We start from the raw sequence: 21502 nt of genomic DNA on the forward strand, positions 1-21502 counted from the left end.
AGGAAAGGGTTATGTTGCGTGTAATATTGGCAGATGACGAGCAGTACGAGCGGAATTATCTGGAGAAGGTTATAAAGGAGAGTTATCCCGGCTTGCTGGAGATTGTCTACAAGGCAGTGGACGGTATGGATTTGATGGAGAAGCTGGAGGAATGCAAGCCCCAGATTGTGCTTTTAGACATCAAGATGCCCCGGATGAACGGGCTTAAGACAGCAGAGGAGGTGCGCAAAAGGCATCCGGATATCCAGATTGTGCTGATATCCGCTTACAGTGATTTCTCCTTTGCCAAACAGGCAATCAAGCTGGGGGTGACGGATTATCTGCTGAAACCCTATTTGGACTCGGAGCTTCGGGAGACACTGGATAAGGTCATTGCCAGGGTAAGGGAACGGGAGGATACCTTGTCCATGCTGTCCTATTCCAATTACCTGGTGGAGGATGGAAAGTCAGCCTTTGATTTTTACCGGGATCTGGAAAAGGATTTGCTGTGGGATGTGTTCTTTGGCCGCAGGGACAGGAATAAACTGGAAAAAGAGTTTGCCATGTGGGGAGTGGGACCGGGGTGGTTTAAGGTAGTGCTTATTTCCAGTCCGGCCCTGATTAGCATGGGAGGATTTTCCCAGGAGGTGCTGAAAAATTATTTTCACATGGCAGGGGTGACGGTGCTTAACAGCATCTGGATGGACCAGATGGTGATCTGCCTCTATTCTCAGCAGCAGGATGGGTTTACGGAGCTGACCGGCTGCATTACCCGCGCAAGGGATTACCTGGCAGAGGAGAGGAAAATCCCGGTGGCCTGCGGTGTCAGCGGCGCTTATGAAGGCATGGAACGGCTGACGGAAGCCTATGGGGAGGCGGCTTCCTTTATCAGGGAGTATTCTGCGCAGGAGGCTCGCCTTGCCTTTGACAGCATGACGGAGGGCATGAAACGGATCTGCGGCCTGGAGGAACAGATCATCAAATCCCTGTCCCTGGAGGACCAGGACCTGAGCTGCGAGCTTCTTACGGAGATGATTGAGGAGCTGGAGACCCTTTTAGGGTATCAGGATGTTTCGGTAAAACTGAATTTTGGCCGCAGCCTGATGACAATTATCCGGGGAATCAACCAGATACCAGGTATACGGGTCAAGACCTCAGAGGCAGCCAGGCGTTTTGAAAAGCTGGGCCAGCTTAATTTTAACGGGGATAATTTAAAGTATCATGTAGAGTTTTTTTCGGAAATGAAGATTCAGAGGGAATGATGTTCAGGCGGTAATGTTTGTGCAAATTCGGAAAATGACCGGTCCGGGACAGGAGGAACGTGTTGAAAAAACAGTGGTTGATAGGGGCTGCGGCCGCAGCGCTGATTGCAGGCCTGGCGGGCGGCTACGGTATTTTAGAAAATAGGGGGGCTGCGGGTGCGGACAATGAACCGGAGATTGTGCTCTGTTACGGCGAGGTGAATCCGGAAGGCCATGTGCTCACGGATTCGGCCCAGTACTTTGCCGACCGGGTCAGTGAACTCACCGGCGGCAAGGTCATGGTGGAAATCTATCCTTCCGGACAGCTGGGGGACGATGCGCGCTGTTACCAGTCCATGGAGATGGGGGCGCTTGATTTGTACCGGGGCAACAGCATGTCCCTGGTGGACAGCGGGAATCCCATGATGTCTGCCCTGGTGCTGCCCTATGTTTTCCGGGACAGGGAGCACTTCTGGAAGGTTTGCAGCAGTGATTTGGGCAGGGAAATACTGGATAATATCCAGGACTGCACCGGAATGATTGGCCTGGCCTATCTGGATGAAGGAGCCAGGAACTTCTTTACCACCGACAGACCGGTGTGCAGGCTGGAGGATATGAAGGGGCTTAAAATCCGGGTCCAGGTGGCGTCCATGATGGGCGATACCGTGGAAGCTCTGGGGGCGGAGGCAGTGCCCATTGCTTATGCGGAGCTCTATACGGCTCTGGAGTCAGGGACCATTGACGGGGCGGAGAACCCGCCGGTGAGCTATTATTATAATAAGTTTTATAAGGTTGCCCCTTATTATGTGAAGGACAGGCATACCTATACCCCCGGAGTGATTCTGGTGAGCAAAATAACCTGGAAAAATCTGAAGAAGGAATATCAGGACGCGCTGGTTCAGGCGGCAAAGGAGACCCAGGAGTATAACAGAACGGCCATTGAAGAAGCGGATCAGAAGGCTTATGAGGCGCTGGAGAAGGAGGGGGTAACTATCCTTGAGCCGGAGGATCCGCAGGCCTGGAGCCAGGCAATGGAGCCGGTATACCGGAAATACGGCGGGGAATATCTGGACCTGATTGAAAAAATCCGGCAGATACGATAGACATATACACAATGACAGGAGGAAGGCCGCGATGGCAACAGGACTTATGAAACTGCCCGAAAACAGGGTACGGAGAAATTACACAGGGGGTGCGGGAATTGACCGGCTCCATGGAAAGGCCCGGCAGGAGGACAACAATATGCCGGAGGAATGGGTGGGCTCCATGGTGGAAGCCTCCAATCCGGGAATGGAACCCATTGCACACGAAGGGATGGCTGTGGTGGAGACCGCGGACGGTCCCAGGTTTCTGCGGGACATAATAGACGATGACCGGGAGTTTTACCTGGGCGCCGCCGGTAGGGAGGGGGGCTGGCGCCTCAGCTTCCTGCTTAAGATTCTGGATTCAGCCATGCGGCTTCATGTACAGGCCCACCCTTCCACCCAGTTTGCCAATGAAGTGATGGGAATGCCTTATGGAAAGCTTGAATGCTACTATATTCTCCATGTGAGGGACGGTATAAGCCCATACATACGTCTGGGATTCCAGCATACGCCCGGAAGAGATGGGTGGAGGGAAATTGTGGAGAAACAGGACAAGGCCCGGATGGACGGCTGCTTTGAGAAGATCCCGGTGCAGGTGGGGGAGGTCTGGTATATTCCGGGCGGAATGCCTCATGCCATTGGCGAGGGAATCACTATGCTGGAAATTATGGAGCCGTCTGATTTGGTGGTGCGGTGTGAGTTCGAGCGGGAGGGAATCGTTGTGCCGGAGGACGGCCGGTTTATGGGACGGGGGCTGGACTTTTGCCTGGATATTTTTGATTATACAGAGTATTCCAAAGAAGAAATCATGGAAAAATGCAGGATAGAGCCCCGTGTATTGGAGGCAACAGACGCCTTCCGGCGGGTGCGGCTGGTGGACGGGACGCTGACCTCCTGCTTCTTTGTGGAAAAACTGGAGGTGAACGGGCCGGCACTGGTGGGGCATAACCGGAAATTCAATCTGGGCGTGGTGTGTGCCGGAAGCTGCACCATGGAAGAGAGTGGACAGGTGATCCGCCTTAAGGCAGGAGACAGCTTCCTGATTGCAGCCGGGGTAAAAGCGTACCAAATACGGCCTGAAGGCAGCGTCCAGATGGTGATGGTGTATCCGGGAAAGGATATGGACAAGCTCTAATCCAGATTCAGGTTGCGTACGGAATTGCGGATAATCAGGGAGGCTTTTAATATGGGAAGCTCTGCCCGGACCCCGGATTCCAGATAACCGTGGATAAAGTCAATGGCGGTTCCTGCCAGTTTGCGGACAGGGATGCTGACCGTTGACAGGGGCGGAGTCACAAAATTAGCCATGATACAGTCATCGTAGCCAAATACGGACAAATGGTCCGGAATCCGCAGCCCAAGGATGTAACAGGCCCGGTAGATATTGAAGGCGGTCATGTCGTTGCAGGCAAAGATCGCCTCAGGGCGGTCGGGCTTTTGAAGCAGCTGCAGGATCCGGCCGGGAGTGGTCCCCATATCCTCCGGGTTGATGTCAAAGAGCATGTGGCTGGGGCGGCAGTCCAGCCCGTGCTCCTTAAGGGCCTGGGCCATGCCGTCATAGCGGTCCCGGTAGGTGAGGTTGTCAAAGCTCTGGAAGATGCCGCCGATATTTTTATGCCCCAGCTTAATCATGTAGGAAACCGCCTCGTAGGCGGCTTTTTTGTTGTCCAGACGGAGGCAGTGCTCTATATCATCCTCGAAGGAGCGGTTTAAATACACATAAGGGATGTCGTACTTTGCCAGGTTCATGATATGGTCATGCTGGCTGGTGACCGGGGTAATGATGACCCCGGCTATATCCATGCCGATTAAATTTTCTAAAATCTGTTTTTCTTTTTCCAGGCTGTATTCCGTGTTGTTCAGGTAAATGATATAGCCCTTTTCTGCTGCACAGGCTTCCAGGTACTGTTCCAGCTTGGTGTAGTAGATATTAGTCAGGGAAGGCAGGACCAGAGCCAGAGCTTGGCGGCGTCCGGTCTTCAGGTTGACAGCCAGGGTGTTGGGCCGGTATCCCAGTTCCGCAACTGTTTCCAGTATTTTCTGCTTTGTCTCTTCTTTTAAGTATCCTTTGCCGGAAAGGGCGCGGGAAACCGTGCAGACGGAATAGCCGCATCTTTTTGCCACGTCTTTGATTGTTACCATATTCCGGTCCACCTCCCTGTGATTCACTGAAAATGTATACACAGTTATTGTAAAGGTTTCTTGAAATAATGTCAAAATGAAAGCAGAAAAAAAACAGGAACTTTTAAAAAATAAGTCGAATTGTGAAGATTGCATAAAAATAACGTTAAAATTCTGTTAAACTTTTTTGCAGAAACTACTTGATGGAAAATATGTAAACGTTTATACTAAATGAGGAAAATATGTAAACGTTTAGCGAAAGCTGTTACGCTGGACAACGTAAGGAAAGGGGATAACAATGAAAAAGAGAGTATTATTAGCAGGTGTTCTTACCGCAGCAATGATGGCAGTTACGGCATGTAACGGCATGCCGGGTATGGGAAATGCCCAGCCAGCTGCAACCCAGGCAAAGGAAGGGGACAGCAGTGAGGCTGCTGCAGGCGATGACAAGGTATATGAGTTAAAGATTTCAACTTCCCAGACAGAGCAGGCCCTGATTACCAGGAACTACCAGAAGCTGGCTGATGTGTTAAATGAGAAATCAGGCGGCAGGCTGAAGGTAAGTGTGTTCCCGTCCGGCCAGCTTGGCAGTGACGAGGATGTGCTGGAGCAGGCCATCCAGGGCGCTAATGTTGCAGTTAACACAGATGCTTCCCGTATGGGACAGTATGTGAAGGATTTCTCCATTCTGATGATGGGTTACTTTGCAGATAACTACGAGGAGTGCTATAAGATAACACAGACCGATACATTTAAGGGCTGGACAGATTCCCTGTCCAAGGACCATGGAATTAAAATCCTGTCCTTTACATTCTACGACGGCCCGCGCCATTTTATGACAAACAAGCCAATCAACACGCCAGAGGACTTAAAGGGCATGAGAATCCGTACCATCGGACAGGAAGTATGTACCGAGACCATCCAGGCCATGGGCGCTACTCCTATTTCCATGTCATGGGGCGAGGTTTACAACGGAATCCAGTCCAAGGCACTGGAGGGCTGCGAGGCACAAAACACATCTACATATCCATCCAGACTGTATGAAGTGTGCAAGTATCAGTCCAAGACAGGACACTTCCAGCTGATGCAGGGATTAATCTGCGGCCAGAGCTGGTTTGAGAGCCTGCCGGAAGATTTGCAGACACTGCTGGTTGAGACCTCCATCGAGGTTGGCCAGGAAACAGCTGCTGACGTAATGACAGAGGCTGACGAGGCTGAGAAGGCAATGGTTGAAGCAGGAATGACCATCGTAGAGCCTGACCTTGCTCCATTTAAGGCAGCCGTTGATCCTGTATATGAGAAACTTGGCTATGCTGAACTGAGAGATAAACTGTACAAGGAGATTGGTAAGACCAACTAATTCCAAGGTACATTCCGCAATACAGAAAGGAAGCTTTTAAATGAAAAAAATTTCTGCTGTTATTTTAAAGACAGAGGAGCTTCTGGCCGGTGCAATGTTATGCATGATTGCCGTTCTGGTGTTCTGGTCCGCAGTGGCCAGAACCATCGGAATGCCGGTGAACTGGGCTCAGGATGTTTCGCTGCTGGCATTTGGATGGCTGACCTTTATCGGCTCTGATATCATCATCAAGAGCGGCGGCCTGATTCGAATCGACATGCTGTCCAACCGGTTCCCCAAGGCGGTCCAGAAGACTCTGATGCTGGTGTTTGACGTTTTCATGCTGCTGTTTTTATTGATACTGATTGTTTACGGATTCCTGCTGGTATCCCAGAGCTGGAACCGTACCTTTAATACCCTGAAGATGAGCTATGCCTGGTGTACTCTGGCAGTACCGGTGGGCTCCCTGCTGATGTTTTTCAGCATGATTGGCAAGATGCTCGGTGATATCAGGAAACCAATGAAAGAATGGGGGGTTAATTAATGTTAAGTGCTGTTGGATTTTTCTTAATACTCCTGTTCCTCGGAATGCCGGTGGCCTTTGCCATTGCAGTGTCCGGATTTTCCTTCTTCCTGATGAGGCCTGAGATTCCGTGGACGATTCTGGTGCAGAAATCCCTGTCCACCACCCAGTCCTTTACCATGCTTGCGATTCCGCTGTTTATTTTTGCCGGCAACCTGATGAACAACACAGGTATCACATCACGTCTGGTAAAGCTGGCAAACGTGCTGACCGGCCATATGTACGGTTCCATTGGACAGGTTTCCGTGGTTCTCTCAACCCTGATGGGCGGCGTATCCGGTTCCGCAGTTGCAGATGCAGCCATGGAATGCCGTATCCTTGGGCCTGAGATGACAAAGAGAGGCTACGCGCCGGGCTGGGCCGCTGCAATCAACTGTCTGTCAGGACTGATTGTAGCCACGATTCCGCCTTCCATGGGCCTGATTCTGTACGGCACTGTGGGTGAGGTTTCCATTGGCCGCCTGTTCGTAGCCGGATTCCTTCCAGGCATCATTATGTGTATCTTCATGATGATTGCCACATCCTGGTCCGCGCGCCACTACGGATATCAGCCTGACCATGACAAGCCGTCACCTCCAGGGGTTATCATCAAGTCCTGTTTTGAGAGTATATGGGCGCTTATGTTCCCAATCCTGCTGATTGTGCTGATTCGTTTCGGTGTCATGACCCCGTCGGAATCCGGTGCCTTTGCCGTATTCTACGCACTGTTCGTAGGTATCTTTATTTATAAGGAACTGAACCTAGAGAAGTTTAAGAAATGTATTGTGGACAGCGTAAAGGATTTATCCGTGATTACCATGATTCTGGCTTTCTCCGGCATATTCAGCTACGGCGTTGTATTTGACCAGCTGCCAAAGACCCTGACCACTTTGCTGGTAGGTCTGACCAGCAATAAATACGTGCTTCTGCTGCTGATTTTAATTATGCTGACTGTGTTCGGTATGTTCATGGAGACAACGGTCATTACCCTGATCGTTACCCCCATACTGATTCCGATTATCACACAGTACGGAATTGACCCGGTTCACTTCGGCATCATCATGATGACCATTGTTACCATGGGCTGTTCCACGCCTCCTGTTGGAGTTGCGTTATACACCTGTTCCAATATCATGGACTGCTCGGTGCAGGAGACCACGAAGTATTCGCTGCCGTTGTTCATAGCTATTATGGCCACGCTGGCTATCTGCGTATTCTTCCCGGATCTGGTGCTGTTCCTGCCAAATATGATTTATGGTACAAGTATGTAATCTGATTTTTATAAAGCCCGGCAAGGGCTGCCTCTAAGGGGCAGCCCTTGCCGGGCTTTTAGGATGATTATTTTTTAAATCTGGGACAGACCCATAAACCGGCCCAAGGATAATATTTTATTCGACAGCTTTAATTCCCATCTCATCTAACTGTTTCAAATGATCGCGCATACCCTGCAATACTTCCGGTGAATGTCCTTTCCATCCCATAGCTTCAGCAACAATTTTTAACGGCTGGGTTGTTCGGTATGACTTTGTCGGGTTCCCGGGAAATTTCTTATCCGTTACATTTGGGTCGTCTTCAAATTCTCCCGTTGGCTCCACAACAAAAATCCGCTGCTTTCCATCTCCCGAAGCCAGCTCTGCTCCCCAGATGGCAGCGTCCAAGGTCCCTGTAAAATAAACATAGTTGGCAACCCTGTTTTCATCATAATTAGATAAATACCCCGGCACCAACAGATCCCCCACGCTTAAATCCGCTCTGGTTCCATGAAAAAACGTGCCGGGACTAAATATAACTGAATTGCTCATGCAAAACCTCCTCAAAATATAAATTATTTTCAAGCGTTCAACAAAACCGCAGCGCTGCAAAATGCGTTTACTATTAGGAATATCCTTAAAATCGGCAGAGCCAGCCACAGCCCGGTCACGATTGCGGATTAGGAATCAAAAGCTATTCCATAAGTAATCGTTAGGATTCTTTTCTGTTTTTTCTAATTGTCCTTTTACCATTTTGAGAAAAAGCCCCTCCATTGGCTCTGCCGGATAAGAACAGTTTAAGTCTTTCTCCAGGTTTGGTATGTCCTCCACCTTATCCGCCAAAGGCGGATATTCGTGTTTCTTATGTTCTGAATTTTAATGTGGGTTCTGTCTGGTGCCTTTATCTATTCTCATATTGTGCCCCAAGGTTAGATGGCTTGTTTGAATAAATAATTAGAGCTAATAAGACTCAGATAACGAAAGAAATATACATACAAAAATGTAATAAGTGGTCATAAATGTGGAACACCGCAAAGCGTATATTACGTTGCCCTGGCTGCCGCTGTTCTTTTTAAGAATAACAATCATTCCCTGATGGGTATATTCCTGTTCTTTATACTCTAAATTTTAATGAGGAATCTGTCAAGTTGTTTCATCTAATCTTATATTGTGCCTCAGGTTTTTATGAAATCAGGGTGGGAGTCAGGCAGGATTTTGGTCAGAACATGACCTGTAAACATTTTACAGCATAAACTGGAAAGCGTCGTTAAATACACTGTTCATCAGCCTTCCCGCTGTGCCTGTTTCCGCTGTGCCCGTTCCTGCAGCAGCCGTTCTTTGGCTTCGGCTGTTGTTTCGCCTTCTTTTGCAAGATAGGTTTCTACAAAGGTATCTTCAATTTTGATGTATCTGTCTACTACACCGTGCTCAATGTTGAAAAAGACTTCCGTAAGTGCTTCAGCGATTTTTTCATTTGTTTTTACAAGTTTTGATGTTGCCATAAATTATTATCCTTTCTTTTCATATTTCTCTGCCATACAAATCTGCAGTAATTAAGAGTACAAATGATTAAGAGCAATAGCGGGGGAATTATCCGGCCTGATTTCATTCTTTTATGCCTATAGCCAGTGGAATTAAGCAAAGCAGAATTACAATTCCGGCAAGGCCAATTACAATCCCGGCAGTCATTTTACCCCATATCATGCTAAAGCACATCCCAACTCCAAACGCCATTGCACCGGCAATTCCTATCACAATTGACAAGATCACCTTTCCTGAAAATCGGACAGGCTCTTTATGCTCCATTCTTCTCCATATAAGCACTGTAATCAAAGCCAGCGCCAGACCAGCACTTCCTAAGGCAAGCCCTGGTTTGAAAGCCCCCCACTCCGGGATAAGAGCCATACACATGCCGAGAGCGAACAGCACCCCGCTTACGGTTCCTGATATCATTGCGGCAAAACTACTTTTTTTCATGTAAAGTACCTCCTTTATTTTTATTAAATCAACGCTTGTTGGTTTAATCTGGATATAGTATAATGCATTTATAAAACAAAAAACAATCACCAATAACGGGACAAGTGTTGAGATAAAGGGGATTTTATGAATACACCCAATAACAAACGGAAGAAAGAGTCCATTGAACGGATTGAAAAGGTTTTTATCAGTTTGCTTCAGACTAACGAGCTAAATGAAATCAGTGTATCGGATATTTGTAAGCTGGCCGGATTAAACCGCACGACTTTTTATGCAAATTATACGGATATTTACGGATTGGCTGACTCTATACGGGACAAGCTGGAACATAACTTATCTGACTTGTACCAAAATGAAATCACCCGGGGATTCAACAGTAACGATTATCTTAAATTGTTCCGCCACATAAAGGATAACCAGATATTCTATAAGACCTATTTCAAACTGGGGTATGACGACAGCTATAAGATTATTACTTACGATATTAACCTTGCACGGCAGCATTTTGAGAATCGTTTTATTGAATACCATATGGAATTTTTTAAAAGCGGAATCACAAAAATTATCAAATTATGGCTTCAAAACGGCTGCAAAGAAAGCCCGGAAGATATGTATGAAATCATAAAAAGCGAATATCAGGGGCGTGCGGATAGCGGGAAAGAATGTTCAGACACACTCTGACATCATCCGCCTGCATTGTTGGATGTGCATAAAATATCTGCAGGAAGATTGGCCGCATTAGATATTGATTTCCTTTTAAATGACTGTTATATTGTTAGAGTATCAATTGTTCTTTGAAAAAATCATATCTATATCGCTGTTTAAAACATAGCTGGGACCACGGGCATACGTTTAGTATCACGGATACTGAATCCGTATGGATGCATCGTGGACACCCGTGCCGCCGGCAGTATACCAGTCATATAGTCTATGAAGCAAAGATTGTTTATGAATTTACATCAGGAGGTAATCATGAAAGGAACCTTACTCGTAAAGAACGTTAAGCATCTTGTTACATGTGACGGGGATGACAGACTGCTTGACGGTGTGGATGTGTTCATCCGGGACGGAGTCATTGCCGGAATCGGACAGGAAGCAGGAACACTGGAATCAGGAACACTGGAATCAGGAACAGCGGAGGATGTGATTGACGCATCTAATATGGTGATGTATCCCGGACTTATCAATACACACCATCATTTATATCAGACGTTCAGCCGCAATTTACCGCAGGTACAGAACATGGAGTTATTTCCATGGCTGAAAACATTATATGAGATATGGAAGCACGTGGATGAGGACGTGGTCTGTTACAGTGCGCTTACAGGCATGGGAGAGCTGTTGAAAACAGGCTGCACCACCTGTCTGGACCACCACTATGTGTTTCCCGGGTCAGCCGGGGACGGGCTGCTGGACGCCCAGTTCGGGGCAGCGGATGCCCTGGGAATCCGTTTCCATGCCACCAGAGGGAGTATGGATTTGAGCGTGAAGGACGGCGGGCTGCCTCCGGACAGCGTGGTGCAGACCGTGGACCAGATTCTGAAGGATTCAGAACGGGCCGTGAAGAAATTTCACGACAAAAGCAGGTATTCCATGCACCAGGTGGCGTTGGCGCCCTGCTCCCCTTTCAGTGTGACTGGGACGCTTTTAAAGGAATCGGCACAGCTGGCCAGAGAGCTGGGAGTCAGGCTCCACACCCATCTGGCTGAGACAAAGGACGAGGAGCGGTTCACAACGGAGCGTTTCGGGATGCGGCCCCTGGAGTATATGGAGAGCCTGGGATGGATGGGGGAGGATGTGTGGTTTGCCCATGGAATCCATTTCACTGAGGATGAACTGAAACGGCTGGCTGAGACCGGGACCGGGGTAGCACATTGCCCTATATCCAACATGAAGTTATCTTCCGGCGTTGCGCTGGTGCCTAAGATGCTGGAGCTTGGAGTGCCCCTGGGGCTGGCTGTGGACGGTTCTGCCAGCAATGACGGCTCCAACCTTCTGGAGGAGATGCGGGTGGCCTATCTGCTTCACCGGCTCTGGTGGAGCCGGCAGGCGCCGTCTGCTTATGACATCCTGAAGATAGCGACCAGGGGAAGCGCCCGCGTGCTGGGAAGGGATGACCTGGGACAGATAGCAGTGGGAATGGCGGCAGACTTTTTCCTGGTGGACATGAACCGGATGGAACTGACCGGCGCCCAGTTTGACCCCAAATCCATGCTGTGTACCGTAGGGCTTAAGGGCAGTGTGGATTACACGGTGGTGAACGGGGAAATCGTTGTAAAGGAGGGAAGGCTGGTCCGCGTGGACGAGGAGCGGACCGTGGAAAAGGCCAACCTGGCGGTAAAAGAATATATGGGGCATTCGTCATGTTCTGTACCGCTGTAAGCGGAAGGGAAACTGGTGTGTTGTAAAGCCGTCTGAATGAAACAGAGAGACGGCAATGGAGACGGATTGACAGGCTGTACATAAGGAGCTGCGTTTATTGAACCGCGCGGCTCCTTTTTTTGCGTACCGGCAAGGATTCTGCTTCTCCTGTTTTTTCACAGTATTTTCAAACTTATTAAAGGTTGGCTAAAGGTTTCAACGTTATGATAACTGGTAGAAAATACAGATGCCCCATTGGGCAAAAGGAGGAAATTATGGAGGAAGCAATGGTAATCAGAAGGGATGGAACAGGTAAGCGTTTTGGGGTTCTGGCCGTCCTTATGGCGGCCGTATTCCTGGTATTCATGGGTACGCATACGGTTTACGGAGCCGGCGGTCTGGACCTGAATACGGACTATCCGGGAATATCGGTAAAGCCGGGAGACAGCCTGAATATTCCTGTCACACTGGAGAACTACACAGGGGCCAGTCTGAATGCGGATTTGGAGATCACTGCCATGCCTGAGGGATGGGAGGGATATCTCCAGGGCGGCAGCTATCAGGTGAGCCGCGTCCATGTAAAGAACGGAGAAGAGGGAGCCCAGGTGACCCTTCATGTGACGGTTCCAAAGGAGCTGACAGAGGGGACTTACACGGTGGAGGTAAAGGCGTCTGCGGGCGGGGGTCTCACAGCCAGTCTGCCCGTCTCGTTTATGGTAAATGAGATGAATGCGGGAAAGGGAAGCTTTACCTCGGAATACCCCCAGCAGGAGGGAACCACGGGGACCAGTTTCTCTTTCAGCACCACACTGATTAACAATGGACTTAAGACGCAGTCCTACAGCTTATCATCCAATGCACCCTCCGGCTGGGGTGTAAGCTTTACCCCCACCGGTGAGACAGCCAAGGTGGCTGCCCTGGAGGTGGAGTCCGGCGCCAGCAAGGGTATGACAGTGTCGGTGACGCCGCCTGAGGGGGTTGCGGCAGGGGAATATGACATATCCTGCAGTGCTGTATCGGCGGAGGAGACCCTTGACACCAGCCTGAAGGTGGTTATTACAGGCAGCTACGGCCTTAAGGTTTCCACCCCGGACGGCCGCCTGAGCTTTGACGCCTATGCAGGGAGGTCTTCGGATGTGACGCTTAACATTACCAATACAGGCAACGTGGATCTGGAGAATGTGACGCTTAACTCATCCCTGCCCACCGGCTGGACCGTGACCTACAATACGGAGAACAACATGATCCCGTCCATTCCCGCAGGAAGCACCACAGAAGTTATTGCCCATGTAAAGCCTTCTTCGGAAGCAATCACAGGGGACTATGTGAACACGTTTACGGCATCCTGCGAGCAGACCCAGTCAAACGCTGATTTCAGGGTATCGGTTAAGACCACGACAATCTGGGGTGTGGTGGCAGTTGTCATCATCCTGTGTACGGCCGGAGGCCTGGGCTATGTGTTCCGCAAATACGGCAGAAGGTAGCTTGTATGGATAGTTGGCTGGAAAGGGGTCATTGTTATGGATTATGAGGAAGAAATGATGATACGGACCGAACACCTGTCCAAATCCTACGGGGAGAAGGAAGCGGTCTGTGATTTGACACTGGAAATCCGGCGGGGGGAAATATTCGGGCTGCTGGGACCAAACGGAGCCGGAAAAACCACCACCACCCTTATGCTGTTAGGGCTGACCGAGCCCACGGGCGGCAGTGCGTACATAGACGGGAAGGACTGCGCCAGACAGGCCATCGACGTCAAGCGGATGGTGGGGTATCTGCCGGATAATGTGGGGTTTTACTCCGACATGACAGGACGGGAGAACCTGCGGTTTACAGGGCAGCTGAACGGACTGCCCAGTGATGTGACAGACCGCCGGATGGAGGAGCTTCTGGAAAAGGTGGGCATGACGGAGGCAGCCGACCAGAAGGCGGGAACCTATTCACGGGGAATGAGACAGCGTCTGGGAATTGCCGATGTCCTGATGAAGGATCCGAAGGTGGTCATCATGGATGAGCCCACCCTGGGAATCGACCCGGAAGGAATGCGGGAGCTGATGACCCTGATACGCAGCCTGGCGGAGGATGATAAAAGGACCATTCTCATATCATCCCACCAGCTTTATCAGATTCAGCAGATTTGCGACCGGGTGGGGCTGTTTGTGGACGGCAGGCTCATTGCCTGCGGAAGGATTGACGAGCTGGCAGGGCAGATGCGCCGTGAAGGGCATTATGCCCTGGAGGCAGCTGCTTTTCCCGATGACAGCGGATTCGAGGAACTGCTAAGGAGCCTTGGCAATGTGGAGCAGGTGGAGCGGACCGGCGATTTCTATGTAGTCCATTCCAGGTCAGACCTGTGCAGGGAGTTAAACCGCAGGACCCTGGAAAAAGGCTATACCCTGCGCCACTTAAGACAGCGGGGAAATGACCTGGATGAAATTTACCGCAGATATTTTGAGAAAGGAGAGCAGAAAAATGGTGGTCTCAATCAAAAGAAAAATAAAGGATTCCTTTCTTTCGGCAGGGAACAGCGGTAAGAATATGCCAGACAAAGGTACACAGATAAGACCGTGTAATGGCATGGGCGGCATGGCGGCCTTATACCGAAAGGAGATGTCGGACCACATACGCAGCAAACGGTTCCTGATTGTGCTGGGACTGATTCTGCTGACCAGCTGCGCCAGCATATACGGGGCGCTGACCGGCCTTTCGGATGCGGTTGCGTCTGATTCCAGCTACATTTTCCTGAAGCTGTTCACCTTAAGCGGAAGCTCCATCCCGTCCTTTACCTCTTTCATTGCTTTGCTGGGACCTTTTGTGGGGCTGAGCCTGGGATTTGACGCCATCAACAGCGAACGATCCGAGGGGACGCTTAACCGTCTGGTGGCGCAGCCTATTTACCGCGATGCAGTTATAAACGGGAAATTCCTGGCAGGCGCCACAATCATCTTCCTCATGGTCTTTTCCATGGGACTCATCGCAGGTTCTGTGGGACTTTTGGCCACCGGGGTGCCGCCTTCTGCCGAGGAAGCGGGAAGAGTGCTGGTGCTGCTGTTTTTCACCTCTGTGTATATCTGCTTCTGGCTGGCGCTGTCTATCCTCTGTTCCGTGCTGTGCCGCCATGCAGCCACATCAGCTATGATTGTGATTGCGCTGTGGATCTTCTTCGCGCTGTTTATGACCCTGGTGGTGAGCATTGTGGCCAATGCCCTGTATCCCATGGGGCAGGCTGCATCGGCAGGGCAGATTCTGGATAATTACAGCTGCCAGATGAGCCTGAACCGCTTGTCGCCTTATTACCTTTACAGTGAGGCGGTTTCCACCATCATGAATCCCATGGTGCGGTCCACCAATATCATCCTGCCCCAGCAGCTGTCGGGCGCCATCAGCGGTTATCTGTCACTGGGACAGAGCTGCCTGCTGGTATGGCCCCATCTGACAGGCCTGCTGGCGCTGACGGCCGTGGTGTTCGCCGCTTCCTACATCAGCTTTATGAGAAGGGAGATACGCAGCAGGTAAAAGAGCGGTACAGGTTTGTGAATTATCTGTGAAATCCACCTCTGTTCTCTTGCGGTTCATACAGAATTGCGAGAGAATACAGGTGGATTTTTCAGACATGGCGCAACACAGGGAGTGGATATAGATGAGAGTTTTGATTGTGGAGGATAACAGACGGCTGGCTGAGTCCATCCGTGACATATTAAAGCATTGGTATGACTGCGATATCTGCGGGGACGGCAATACCGGCTGCTGGCTGTTAAAGGACGGCGGCTATGACGCAGCTGTCCTGGACCTGATGCTGCCCGGAATGGACGGAATCACCCTGTTGCGGGAGGCCAGAAAAATGGGATGCCAGGTTCCCGTACTGATACTGACAGCGAAAAGCGAGCTGGAGGACAGGGTGACGGGGCTGGAAAGCGGAGCTGATTATTATTTGACCAAGCCCTTTGACATGCAGGAGCTTCTGGCTGTCATGAAGACCATTTTAAGGCGCAGGGGGGAGATGATACCCGAAAACCTGAACCTGGGAAATGTATCCTTAAGCCAGGCGGACTACACCTTAAGAGGGCCGCACAAAAGCATACAGCTGGGCAAAAAGGAATATGACATCATGCGTATTCTGATGGTGAACCGGGATATGGTGGTTTCCAAGGACACCCTTTTGTCCAAAGTATGGGGAAATGACGCGGAGGCAGTGGAGAACAATGTGGAGATTTACATATCTTTTCTGAGAAAGAAGCTGGATTTCCTCAAGGCGGATGTGATGATTGTCACCATACGCAAGCTGGGATACAGGATAGTGGAAAAGGACGGCAGGGAGGTGCTGTGATGAGGGAAATAGGCAGGCTTCGGCTTAAGTTTATCATTTACAATATGCTGGTGGTGACAGCGGTCATAGGAATAACCTTCTGCGCAGTGACCTCTGTGGTGAAGCACAGGGTAAATGACCAGGGGAGCCTGGCGCTGTCCAGGGTGGTATCAGGGGAGGAACAGTCCCTGATATTTGCTGCCATGCCGCCGGTACGGATGCCGTATTTCACTGTTCTGGTGGGGGAGGACGGTGTGGTGTCGCTGAAGGAAGGATATGGTGCTTACTGGGAACCGGAATTCCTGGAGCAGATGGCTGTCCTGGGCATGAACGGGGAGGAGGACATGGGAATACTGGACGCATACCATCTGAGGTATTTAAGAATCAGCCAGCCGGCCGGTTATATGATCGCATTTGCAGATACCACCTATGAGGATTCACTGAGAAACGGGATCATGAAATACGGCGGAATGGCCTGTGTGGCTGTGTGGCTTGGGTTCTTCGCGCTGTCCTATTTCTTTTCCCGGTGGGCCGTAAAGCCGGTGGAGGAGTCTGTCCGCATGCAGAAGCAGTTCGTGGCGGATGCTTCCCATGAGCTAAAAACGCCGCTGACCGTGATTACGGCCAATGCAGAGCTTTTACAGGAGCGGTATGCAGGCATATCGGCAGAGGCGGACAAGTGGATGGAGCATGTAAACCAGGAGTGCAGGGAAATGCGCGCCCTGGTGGAAAGTCTCCTGCTTCTGGCCAGGAACGATTCCTATGTACCGGGGAAGGGAGAATTTACCCGGTTCAGCTTAAGCGAGCTGGTTATGGAGAAGATACTGACCTTTGAACCTGTGTTTTACCAGGAGGAAAAGGTTCTGGAGTATGACATAGAAGATGATGTGCTGATGATGGGAAACCCCTGCCGGATGGGGCAGCTGATTAAGGCCCTGATGGACAACGCGGTTAAATACTGCGTACCCAGGGGACGGGCGCAGATAAGGCTGGAGAAGACAGGCCGCAGCAGGGCCAGGCTGTGGGTGTGCAGCCAGGGAGAACCCATACCTGAGGATAAGCGCACATTGATTTTCAGAAGGTTTTACAGGGACGACAGCGCCAGAAGCAGCACAAGTGGTTATGGCCTGGGACTGGCCATAGCGGCAGAGACAGCCAGGAGCCACAGGGCCAGGATTGGGGTGGAGTATAAGGACGGAATGAACTGCTTTTATGTGACAGTGAAAAGGAAGAGGGGGTAAAAGCGGGTGGTATTAAAAAGACAGTATTAAAAAGGGGAATGGTATTCTCCTTTTTATTTTAACAGGAATGTGTTAGAATGTTTTTATATATTGAAACAATACACGCAAACGGCTGCCTGCTGCAGTCTAAGGGGAGGACTAGGAAGATGGGGAAACAACCGCGGGATGCGGAGAATACCACCAGGGCCTTTTTTAAGGAATACATGGTAAACCGGAATGTGGAAGCCACGCTTGACTGGCTGATGGATGATGTACAGTGGATTGGCACTGGCAAGGGTGAGTATTCCTGCGGAAAGGAACAGGTACTTGAAGCACTGGAACAGGAGTTTTCACTGGACCCGGACGCCTACCAGCTTATATGGGAGGATATAAGGGAGAACAGCCTCACCCCTGACTGCGCCGTCATGCAGGGCAGGCTTACTGTGGTGCGCATACTTCCCGACGGCGAGAACTTTGCCATGGGCGTGCGCGTTACATCCACCTGTGTCCGCACAGCGGAAGGTTTTAAAGTGTCTTCCATCCACGCGTCCGTACCCGCTGATTTTCAGGAGGAGGGTGAATTCTTTCCCCTTTCCTTTGCGGAATCCGTAAGTGAGGAGTATGCCCGCCGCATGGGCAGAAGCGCCCTGGAGCTGCTGGGGAAGACTATCCCAGGAGGTATGCTGGGCACCTACTTTGAACCGGGCTTTCCGCTGTACTATGTCAATGACAGGATGCTGGACTGTCTGGGATATACATATGAAGAGTTCAGCCAGGACAGTCAGGGCATGGTGGGTAACTGCATCCATCCCCAGGACCGGGAAAGGGTGTACGGGGTGGTCCGGGACGCCTTTGGCAAAGTCCGGGATTATGGGGTGCGCTACCGCATCCGGAAAAAGAACGGCCGGTATATCCATGTATATGAGACCGGGAATTTTGCCCAGGCAGAGGATGGAAGAGATATCTGCCTGAGCGTGGTCCGGGATATTTCCGCCGAGGTGGAGGCCGAGGAGCGGCTGAAACAGGAGAACCGGGAAAAGGAACGCCAGGCCGGCCGGTACGACCAGCTGTTCCAGTCGGTTCTGTGCGGCATCATGCAGTGGAAGCCGCTGGACCGGGAACGTGTGGTGTTTAAGAATGCCAACCGGGAGAGCATACGGATTCTGGGATATGAGCCGGAGGAGTTCTGGTCCCACGGAGTCTGGCAATGGAAGGAGCTGATTGCCGAAGCGGATTACCAGATGAAGCTGGACCAGCTGGACAATCTGGAAAAGGCAGGCGACAGCATGAATTTCCAGTACCGTGTCCGCCAGAAAGACGGAACGTCCTGTTGGATACTGGGAAAACTGGAGATGGTGGAGGACGGGGACGGGGAGCTGATTGCCCAGAGCGTATTTCTGGACATTGACATCCGCAAGCGCACCGAACACCAGAACCAGCAGCTTAAGGAGCTGGCCGAGGCAAACAGCGCCATACTGAATATGGCTTTGGAGCACACATCCCTGTGCGAGTTTTACTATTACCCGGACCGGCGGACCTGCGTCATTCCGGACAGGACCAGCGCCCGGTACCAGTGCGGCAGCCGGTATGTGAATATGCCGGACAGCTTTGCACAGGAGATGGTGGTCCCTGGAGGCCGCAGGGATTTTATCCGGATGTACGAGGACATCCACAGCGGAAAACGAACTGCCTCCGCCCAGTTTCTGACTGTCAAGGATTCCTGGTGCCGGGTGACCATGTCCGCGGTGGAATACGGAGAAAACGGACAGAACGGAACCGTTCTGGGAATCATAGAGGACATTACAAAGGAACAGACCATGGCTTTGGCTTTGGAGGAGGCCAAATCCAAGGATTTACTGACCGGACTGTGGAACAGGGAGGCCGGGACCAGGATAGCCCAGGAGTATATGGCCCAAAAACCCCTGGGAGAGCGCTGCGCCCTCATGCTTCTGGACATGGATAACTTTACCCGCATCAACCAGGAGGAAGGCGTTGCCTTTGCCAATGCCGTTCTCCAGGAGGTGGCCGATATCCTGCGGGCTGAGACGGAGCCGGATGATATAAGGGTGCGTATGGGTGGCGACGAGTTCATGCTGGTGTTAAAGGGCAGGGGAAAGGCCGGGGCAACGGTGACAGGTCCCCGCGTCGCGGCCAGGGTCCGGGAGCTGTTGCTTCAGTCGGACAAGGACATCAGCATATCGGTCAGCATCGGCATGTGCGCCACCGAGGTGGTGGACGAGTACAGCGGCCTGTACCGGTGTGCGGAGAGCACTCTTAAATATGTGAAGGAAAACTGTCAGGGCAATGCGGCCTGTTATCTGGACACCTCCAACGAGCTGGGGGAGATGCTGACGGACCTTTATACGGAGAAACACCAGCTCAATACCATAGAGCAGGGCCTGACCGAGCAGAGGGAGGACCTGGTCTCCTTTGCCCTGGACCTTCTGGGAAAGGCAAGAAATTTAAACGACGCGGTGCAGCTGCTCTTTGCCAGGCTGGGCAAGACGTTCGGCCTGGACCGGGTGTCTCTTCTGGATGTGGACCGTGATTATCTGACCTGCCGCTTCAGCTACCAGTGGGCCAGGGATAAGACAGACCTGATGATGCATAAGACCTTTTACATTACAAGGGAGCAGTATGAGCAGTGGCCCGGTCAATTTGACCCGTCAGGCCTGAACAGACACGCTGTCTATGATGAGTCGTCCATGAGCTGTCTCCAGGCAGCCATATGGAACCAGGGCATGTTTGCCGGCATTCTGAGCTTTGAGGTGAAGACGGACGGATACAGCTGGAACGACGAGCAGAGGAAGCTTTTGGAGGAGCTGAGCAAAATCATTCCGTCCTTTGTGATGAAAGCCAGGGCGGATGCCGTAAGCCAGGCCAAGACGGATTTCCTGTCGCGGATGAGCCATGAGATACGCACGCCGCTTAACGCCATAGTGGGCATGACCTCCATAGCCAGAAATGTGGCGGATGACAGGGACCGGGTGCTGGAATGCCTGGATAAATTAGAGACATCCAACCAGTATCTCATCAGCCTTATCAATGATATCCTGGACATGTCCCGTATTGAGAGCGGAAAGATGGAGTTGAATGTACAGCCCATGGACATGGAGGATTTCGTCAGATCCCTGGAGGGCATGATGCGGCCCCAGGCAGAGCAGAAGGGGCTGCGGTTTATTGTGGAAAACAGATGCTGTCAGGGACTGGCTCTTGTGACGGACCGCCTGCGGCTGGAACAGGTGCTGATTAATATTATCGGAAATGCCGTCAAGTTTACAGGAGAGGGAGGGGACGTGATATTTTCCATCACACCGGAGGAAGGAAGCTCCGGAGGCCAGCGTCTCACATTTTCCGTAAAGGACACGGGAATCGGCATTGCTTCAGAAGCTATGGACAGCATTTTCAATGCCTTTGAGCAGGCGGAGAAAAACACTTCTGTCAAATACGGGGGAACCGGGCTGGGGCTTGCTATTTCCAGCCGCCTGGTCCAGATGATGGGAGGCACGCTGGGAGTACGAAGCGTCCTGGGAGAGGGATCGGAGTTCTATTTTACCCTGACTCTGCCCATTGGAAAGCTGGACGGGCAGAGGCCCCGCAGCAGAGAGCCGGAGCACCATGATTTCCATGGCAAGCGTTTGCTGGTTGTGGAGGATAACCTGTTAAACCAGGAGATTGCACAGTCGCTTCTGGAGATGGAGGGCTTTCTGGTGGAGACAGCGGAAAATGGGCAGGCTGCCCTGGATGCCTTCGGAAATCATGAACCGGGATATTATAACGCGGTGCTCATGGATATACGCATGCCTGTGATGGACGGAATCGAGGCTACCAGACGTATCCGCACCATGGAGCGGCCGGATTCCAGAACCATTCCCATTATCGCCATGACAGCCAATGCCTTTGATCAGGACAGCAGGAAGTCCCTGGACAGCGGCATGAACGGACACCTGTCCAAGCCCATTCGTGTGGAGGAACTGCTGAGAATGCTGGATGCATGTCTGTAAACGGATAAGGTTGTGGATATTAGATAAAAAAACAGAAGGCATGTTCAGAAATTACGA

The 21502-nt window shown here is 51.2% G+C and carries 18 protein-coding genes; 14 read left to right on the plus strand and 4 right to left on the minus strand.

The features are described 5' to 3' along the window. The first annotated feature begins 11 nt into the window (after positions 1 to 11). The 3 genes from CGC65_RS07995 to CGC65_RS08005 all read left to right on the plus strand — a co-directional run bounded on the left by CGC65_RS07995 (position 12) and on the right by CGC65_RS08005 (position 3440). Positions 12 to 1241: a response regulator gene (locus CGC65_RS07995; RefSeq protein ID WP_002569926.1), complete on the plus strand. Its 1230-nt coding sequence runs from the start codon at positions 12 to 14 to the stop codon at positions 1239 to 1241. Between the two features lie 62 nt (positions 1242 to 1303). After that, positions 1304 to 2323 carry a TRAP transporter substrate-binding protein gene (locus CGC65_RS08000; RefSeq protein ID WP_002569925.1) on the plus strand — a complete coding sequence of 340 codons (1020 nt, stop codon included), beginning with the start codon at positions 1304 to 1306 and terminating at the stop codon, positions 2321 to 2323. Between the two features lie 31 nt (positions 2324 to 2354). Continuing rightward, positions 2355 to 3440 carry a class I mannose-6-phosphate isomerase gene (locus CGC65_RS08005; protein ID WP_002569924.1) on the plus strand — a complete coding sequence of 362 codons (1086 nt, stop codon included), beginning with the start codon at positions 2355 to 2357 and terminating at the stop codon, positions 3438 to 3440. Here the strand turns inward: CGC65_RS08005 and CGC65_RS08010 are convergent. Then, a complete protein-coding gene (locus tag CGC65_RS08010; protein WP_002569923.1) occupies positions 3437 to 4447 on the minus strand; it encodes a LacI family DNA-binding transcriptional regulator in 1011 nt (336 codons plus the stop codon). The genes CGC65_RS08005 and CGC65_RS08010 overlap by 4 nt on opposite strands. Before the next feature lie 277 nt (positions 4448 to 4724). Between CGC65_RS08010 and CGC65_RS08015 the strand changes: the two genes are divergently transcribed. Genes CGC65_RS08015 through CGC65_RS08025 form a run of 3 tightly spaced genes read left to right on the plus strand, consistent with a single transcriptional unit; the run spans position 4725 to position 7598 of the window. Next, on the plus strand, positions 4725 to 5786 hold the full coding sequence (locus CGC65_RS08015) for a C4-dicarboxylate TRAP transporter substrate-binding protein (protein ID WP_002569922.1): 1062 nt from the start codon (positions 4725 to 4727) through the stop codon (positions 5784 to 5786). Positions 5787 to 5826: 40 nt separating this feature from the next. Then, positions 5827 to 6309, plus strand: a complete 483-nt coding sequence (locus CGC65_RS08020) for a TRAP transporter small permease (protein ID WP_002569921.1) — start codon at positions 5827 to 5829, stop codon at positions 6307 to 6309. Next, the gene (locus tag CGC65_RS08025; RefSeq protein WP_002569920.1) at positions 6309 to 7598 is read left to right on the plus strand and encodes a TRAP transporter large permease; all 1290 of its coding nucleotides are present in this window, start codon (positions 6309 to 6311) and stop codon (positions 7596 to 7598) included. Before CGC65_RS08020 ends, CGC65_RS08025 begins: the two co-directional genes overlap by 1 nt. Positions 7599 to 7715: 117 nt before the next feature. Here the strand turns inward: CGC65_RS08025 and arr are convergent, their stop codons facing one another. The 3 genes from arr to CGC65_RS08045 form a co-directional block, all read right to left on the minus strand. Further along, positions 7716 to 8129 carry an NAD(+)--rifampin ADP-ribosyltransferase gene (gene arr, locus CGC65_RS08030; RefSeq protein WP_002569919.1) on the minus strand — a complete coding sequence of 138 codons (414 nt, stop codon included), beginning with the start codon at positions 8127 to 8129 and terminating at the stop codon, positions 7716 to 7718. Positions 8130 to 8860: 731 nt separating this feature from the next. After that, on the minus strand, positions 8861 to 9079 hold the full coding sequence (locus CGC65_RS08040) for a hypothetical protein (protein ID WP_002569918.1): 219 nt from the start codon (positions 9077 to 9079) through the stop codon (positions 8861 to 8863). A gap of 103 nt (positions 9080 to 9182) precedes the next feature. Then, positions 9183 to 9554, minus strand: coding sequence for a hypothetical protein (locus CGC65_RS08045; protein WP_002569917.1), 372 nt, complete (start codon positions 9552 to 9554; stop codon positions 9183 to 9185). A gap of 126 nt (positions 9555 to 9680) precedes the next feature. On the opposite strand from CGC65_RS08045, the gene CGC65_RS08050 reads away from it, so the two are divergent. The 8 genes from CGC65_RS08050 (at position 9681) to CGC65_RS08085 (ending at position 21445) form a co-directional block, all read left to right on the plus strand. Then, positions 9681 to 10235, plus strand: a complete 555-nt coding sequence (locus CGC65_RS08050) for a TetR/AcrR family transcriptional regulator (RefSeq protein WP_002569916.1) — start codon at positions 9681 to 9683, stop codon at positions 10233 to 10235. Between the two features lie 291 nt (positions 10236 to 10526). Continuing rightward, positions 10527 to 11936: an 8-oxoguanine deaminase gene (locus CGC65_RS08055; protein WP_002569915.1), complete on the plus strand. Its 1410-nt coding sequence runs from the start codon at positions 10527 to 10529 to the stop codon at positions 11934 to 11936. 254 nt (positions 11937 to 12190) lie between these two features. Then, complete coding sequence (locus CGC65_RS08060; protein WP_002569914.1) at positions 12191 to 13399, plus strand: COG1470 family protein; 1209 nt, start codon at positions 12191 to 12193, stop codon at positions 13397 to 13399. Between the two features lie 36 nt (positions 13400 to 13435). Then, the gene (locus CGC65_RS08065; RefSeq protein WP_002569913.1) at positions 13436 to 14449 is read left to right on the plus strand and encodes an ABC transporter ATP-binding protein; all 1014 of its coding nucleotides are present in this window, start codon (positions 13436 to 13438) and stop codon (positions 14447 to 14449) included. Next, on the plus strand, positions 14388 to 15431 hold the full coding sequence (locus CGC65_RS08070; RefSeq protein ID WP_002569912.1) for an ABC transporter permease: 1044 nt from the start codon (positions 14388 to 14390) through the stop codon (positions 15429 to 15431). The genes CGC65_RS08065 and CGC65_RS08070 overlap by 62 nt, the downstream gene beginning before the upstream one ends. A 124-nt stretch (positions 15432 to 15555) precedes the next feature. Continuing rightward, positions 15556 to 16242, plus strand: coding sequence for a response regulator transcription factor (locus CGC65_RS08075; RefSeq protein WP_002569911.1), 687 nt, complete (start codon positions 15556 to 15558; stop codon positions 16240 to 16242). After that, complete coding sequence (locus CGC65_RS08080; RefSeq protein WP_002569910.1) at positions 16242 to 17462, plus strand: sensor histidine kinase; 1221 nt, start codon at positions 16242 to 16244, stop codon at positions 17460 to 17462. Before CGC65_RS08075 ends, CGC65_RS08080 begins: the two co-directional genes overlap by 1 nt. 146 nt (positions 17463 to 17608) lie before the next feature. Continuing rightward, positions 17609 to 21445 carry an ATP-binding protein gene (locus tag CGC65_RS08085; RefSeq protein ID WP_235622290.1) on the plus strand — a complete coding sequence of 1279 codons (3837 nt, stop codon included), beginning with the start codon at positions 17609 to 17611 and terminating at the stop codon, positions 21443 to 21445. Positions 21446 to 21502 lie beyond the last annotated feature (57 nt).

Origin of the sequence: Enterocloster bolteae (assembly GCF_002234575.2) — a bacterium.
In the GTDB taxonomy this organism is placed as follows: domain Bacteria; phylum Bacillota; class Clostridia; order Lachnospirales; family Lachnospiraceae; genus Enterocloster; species Enterocloster bolteae.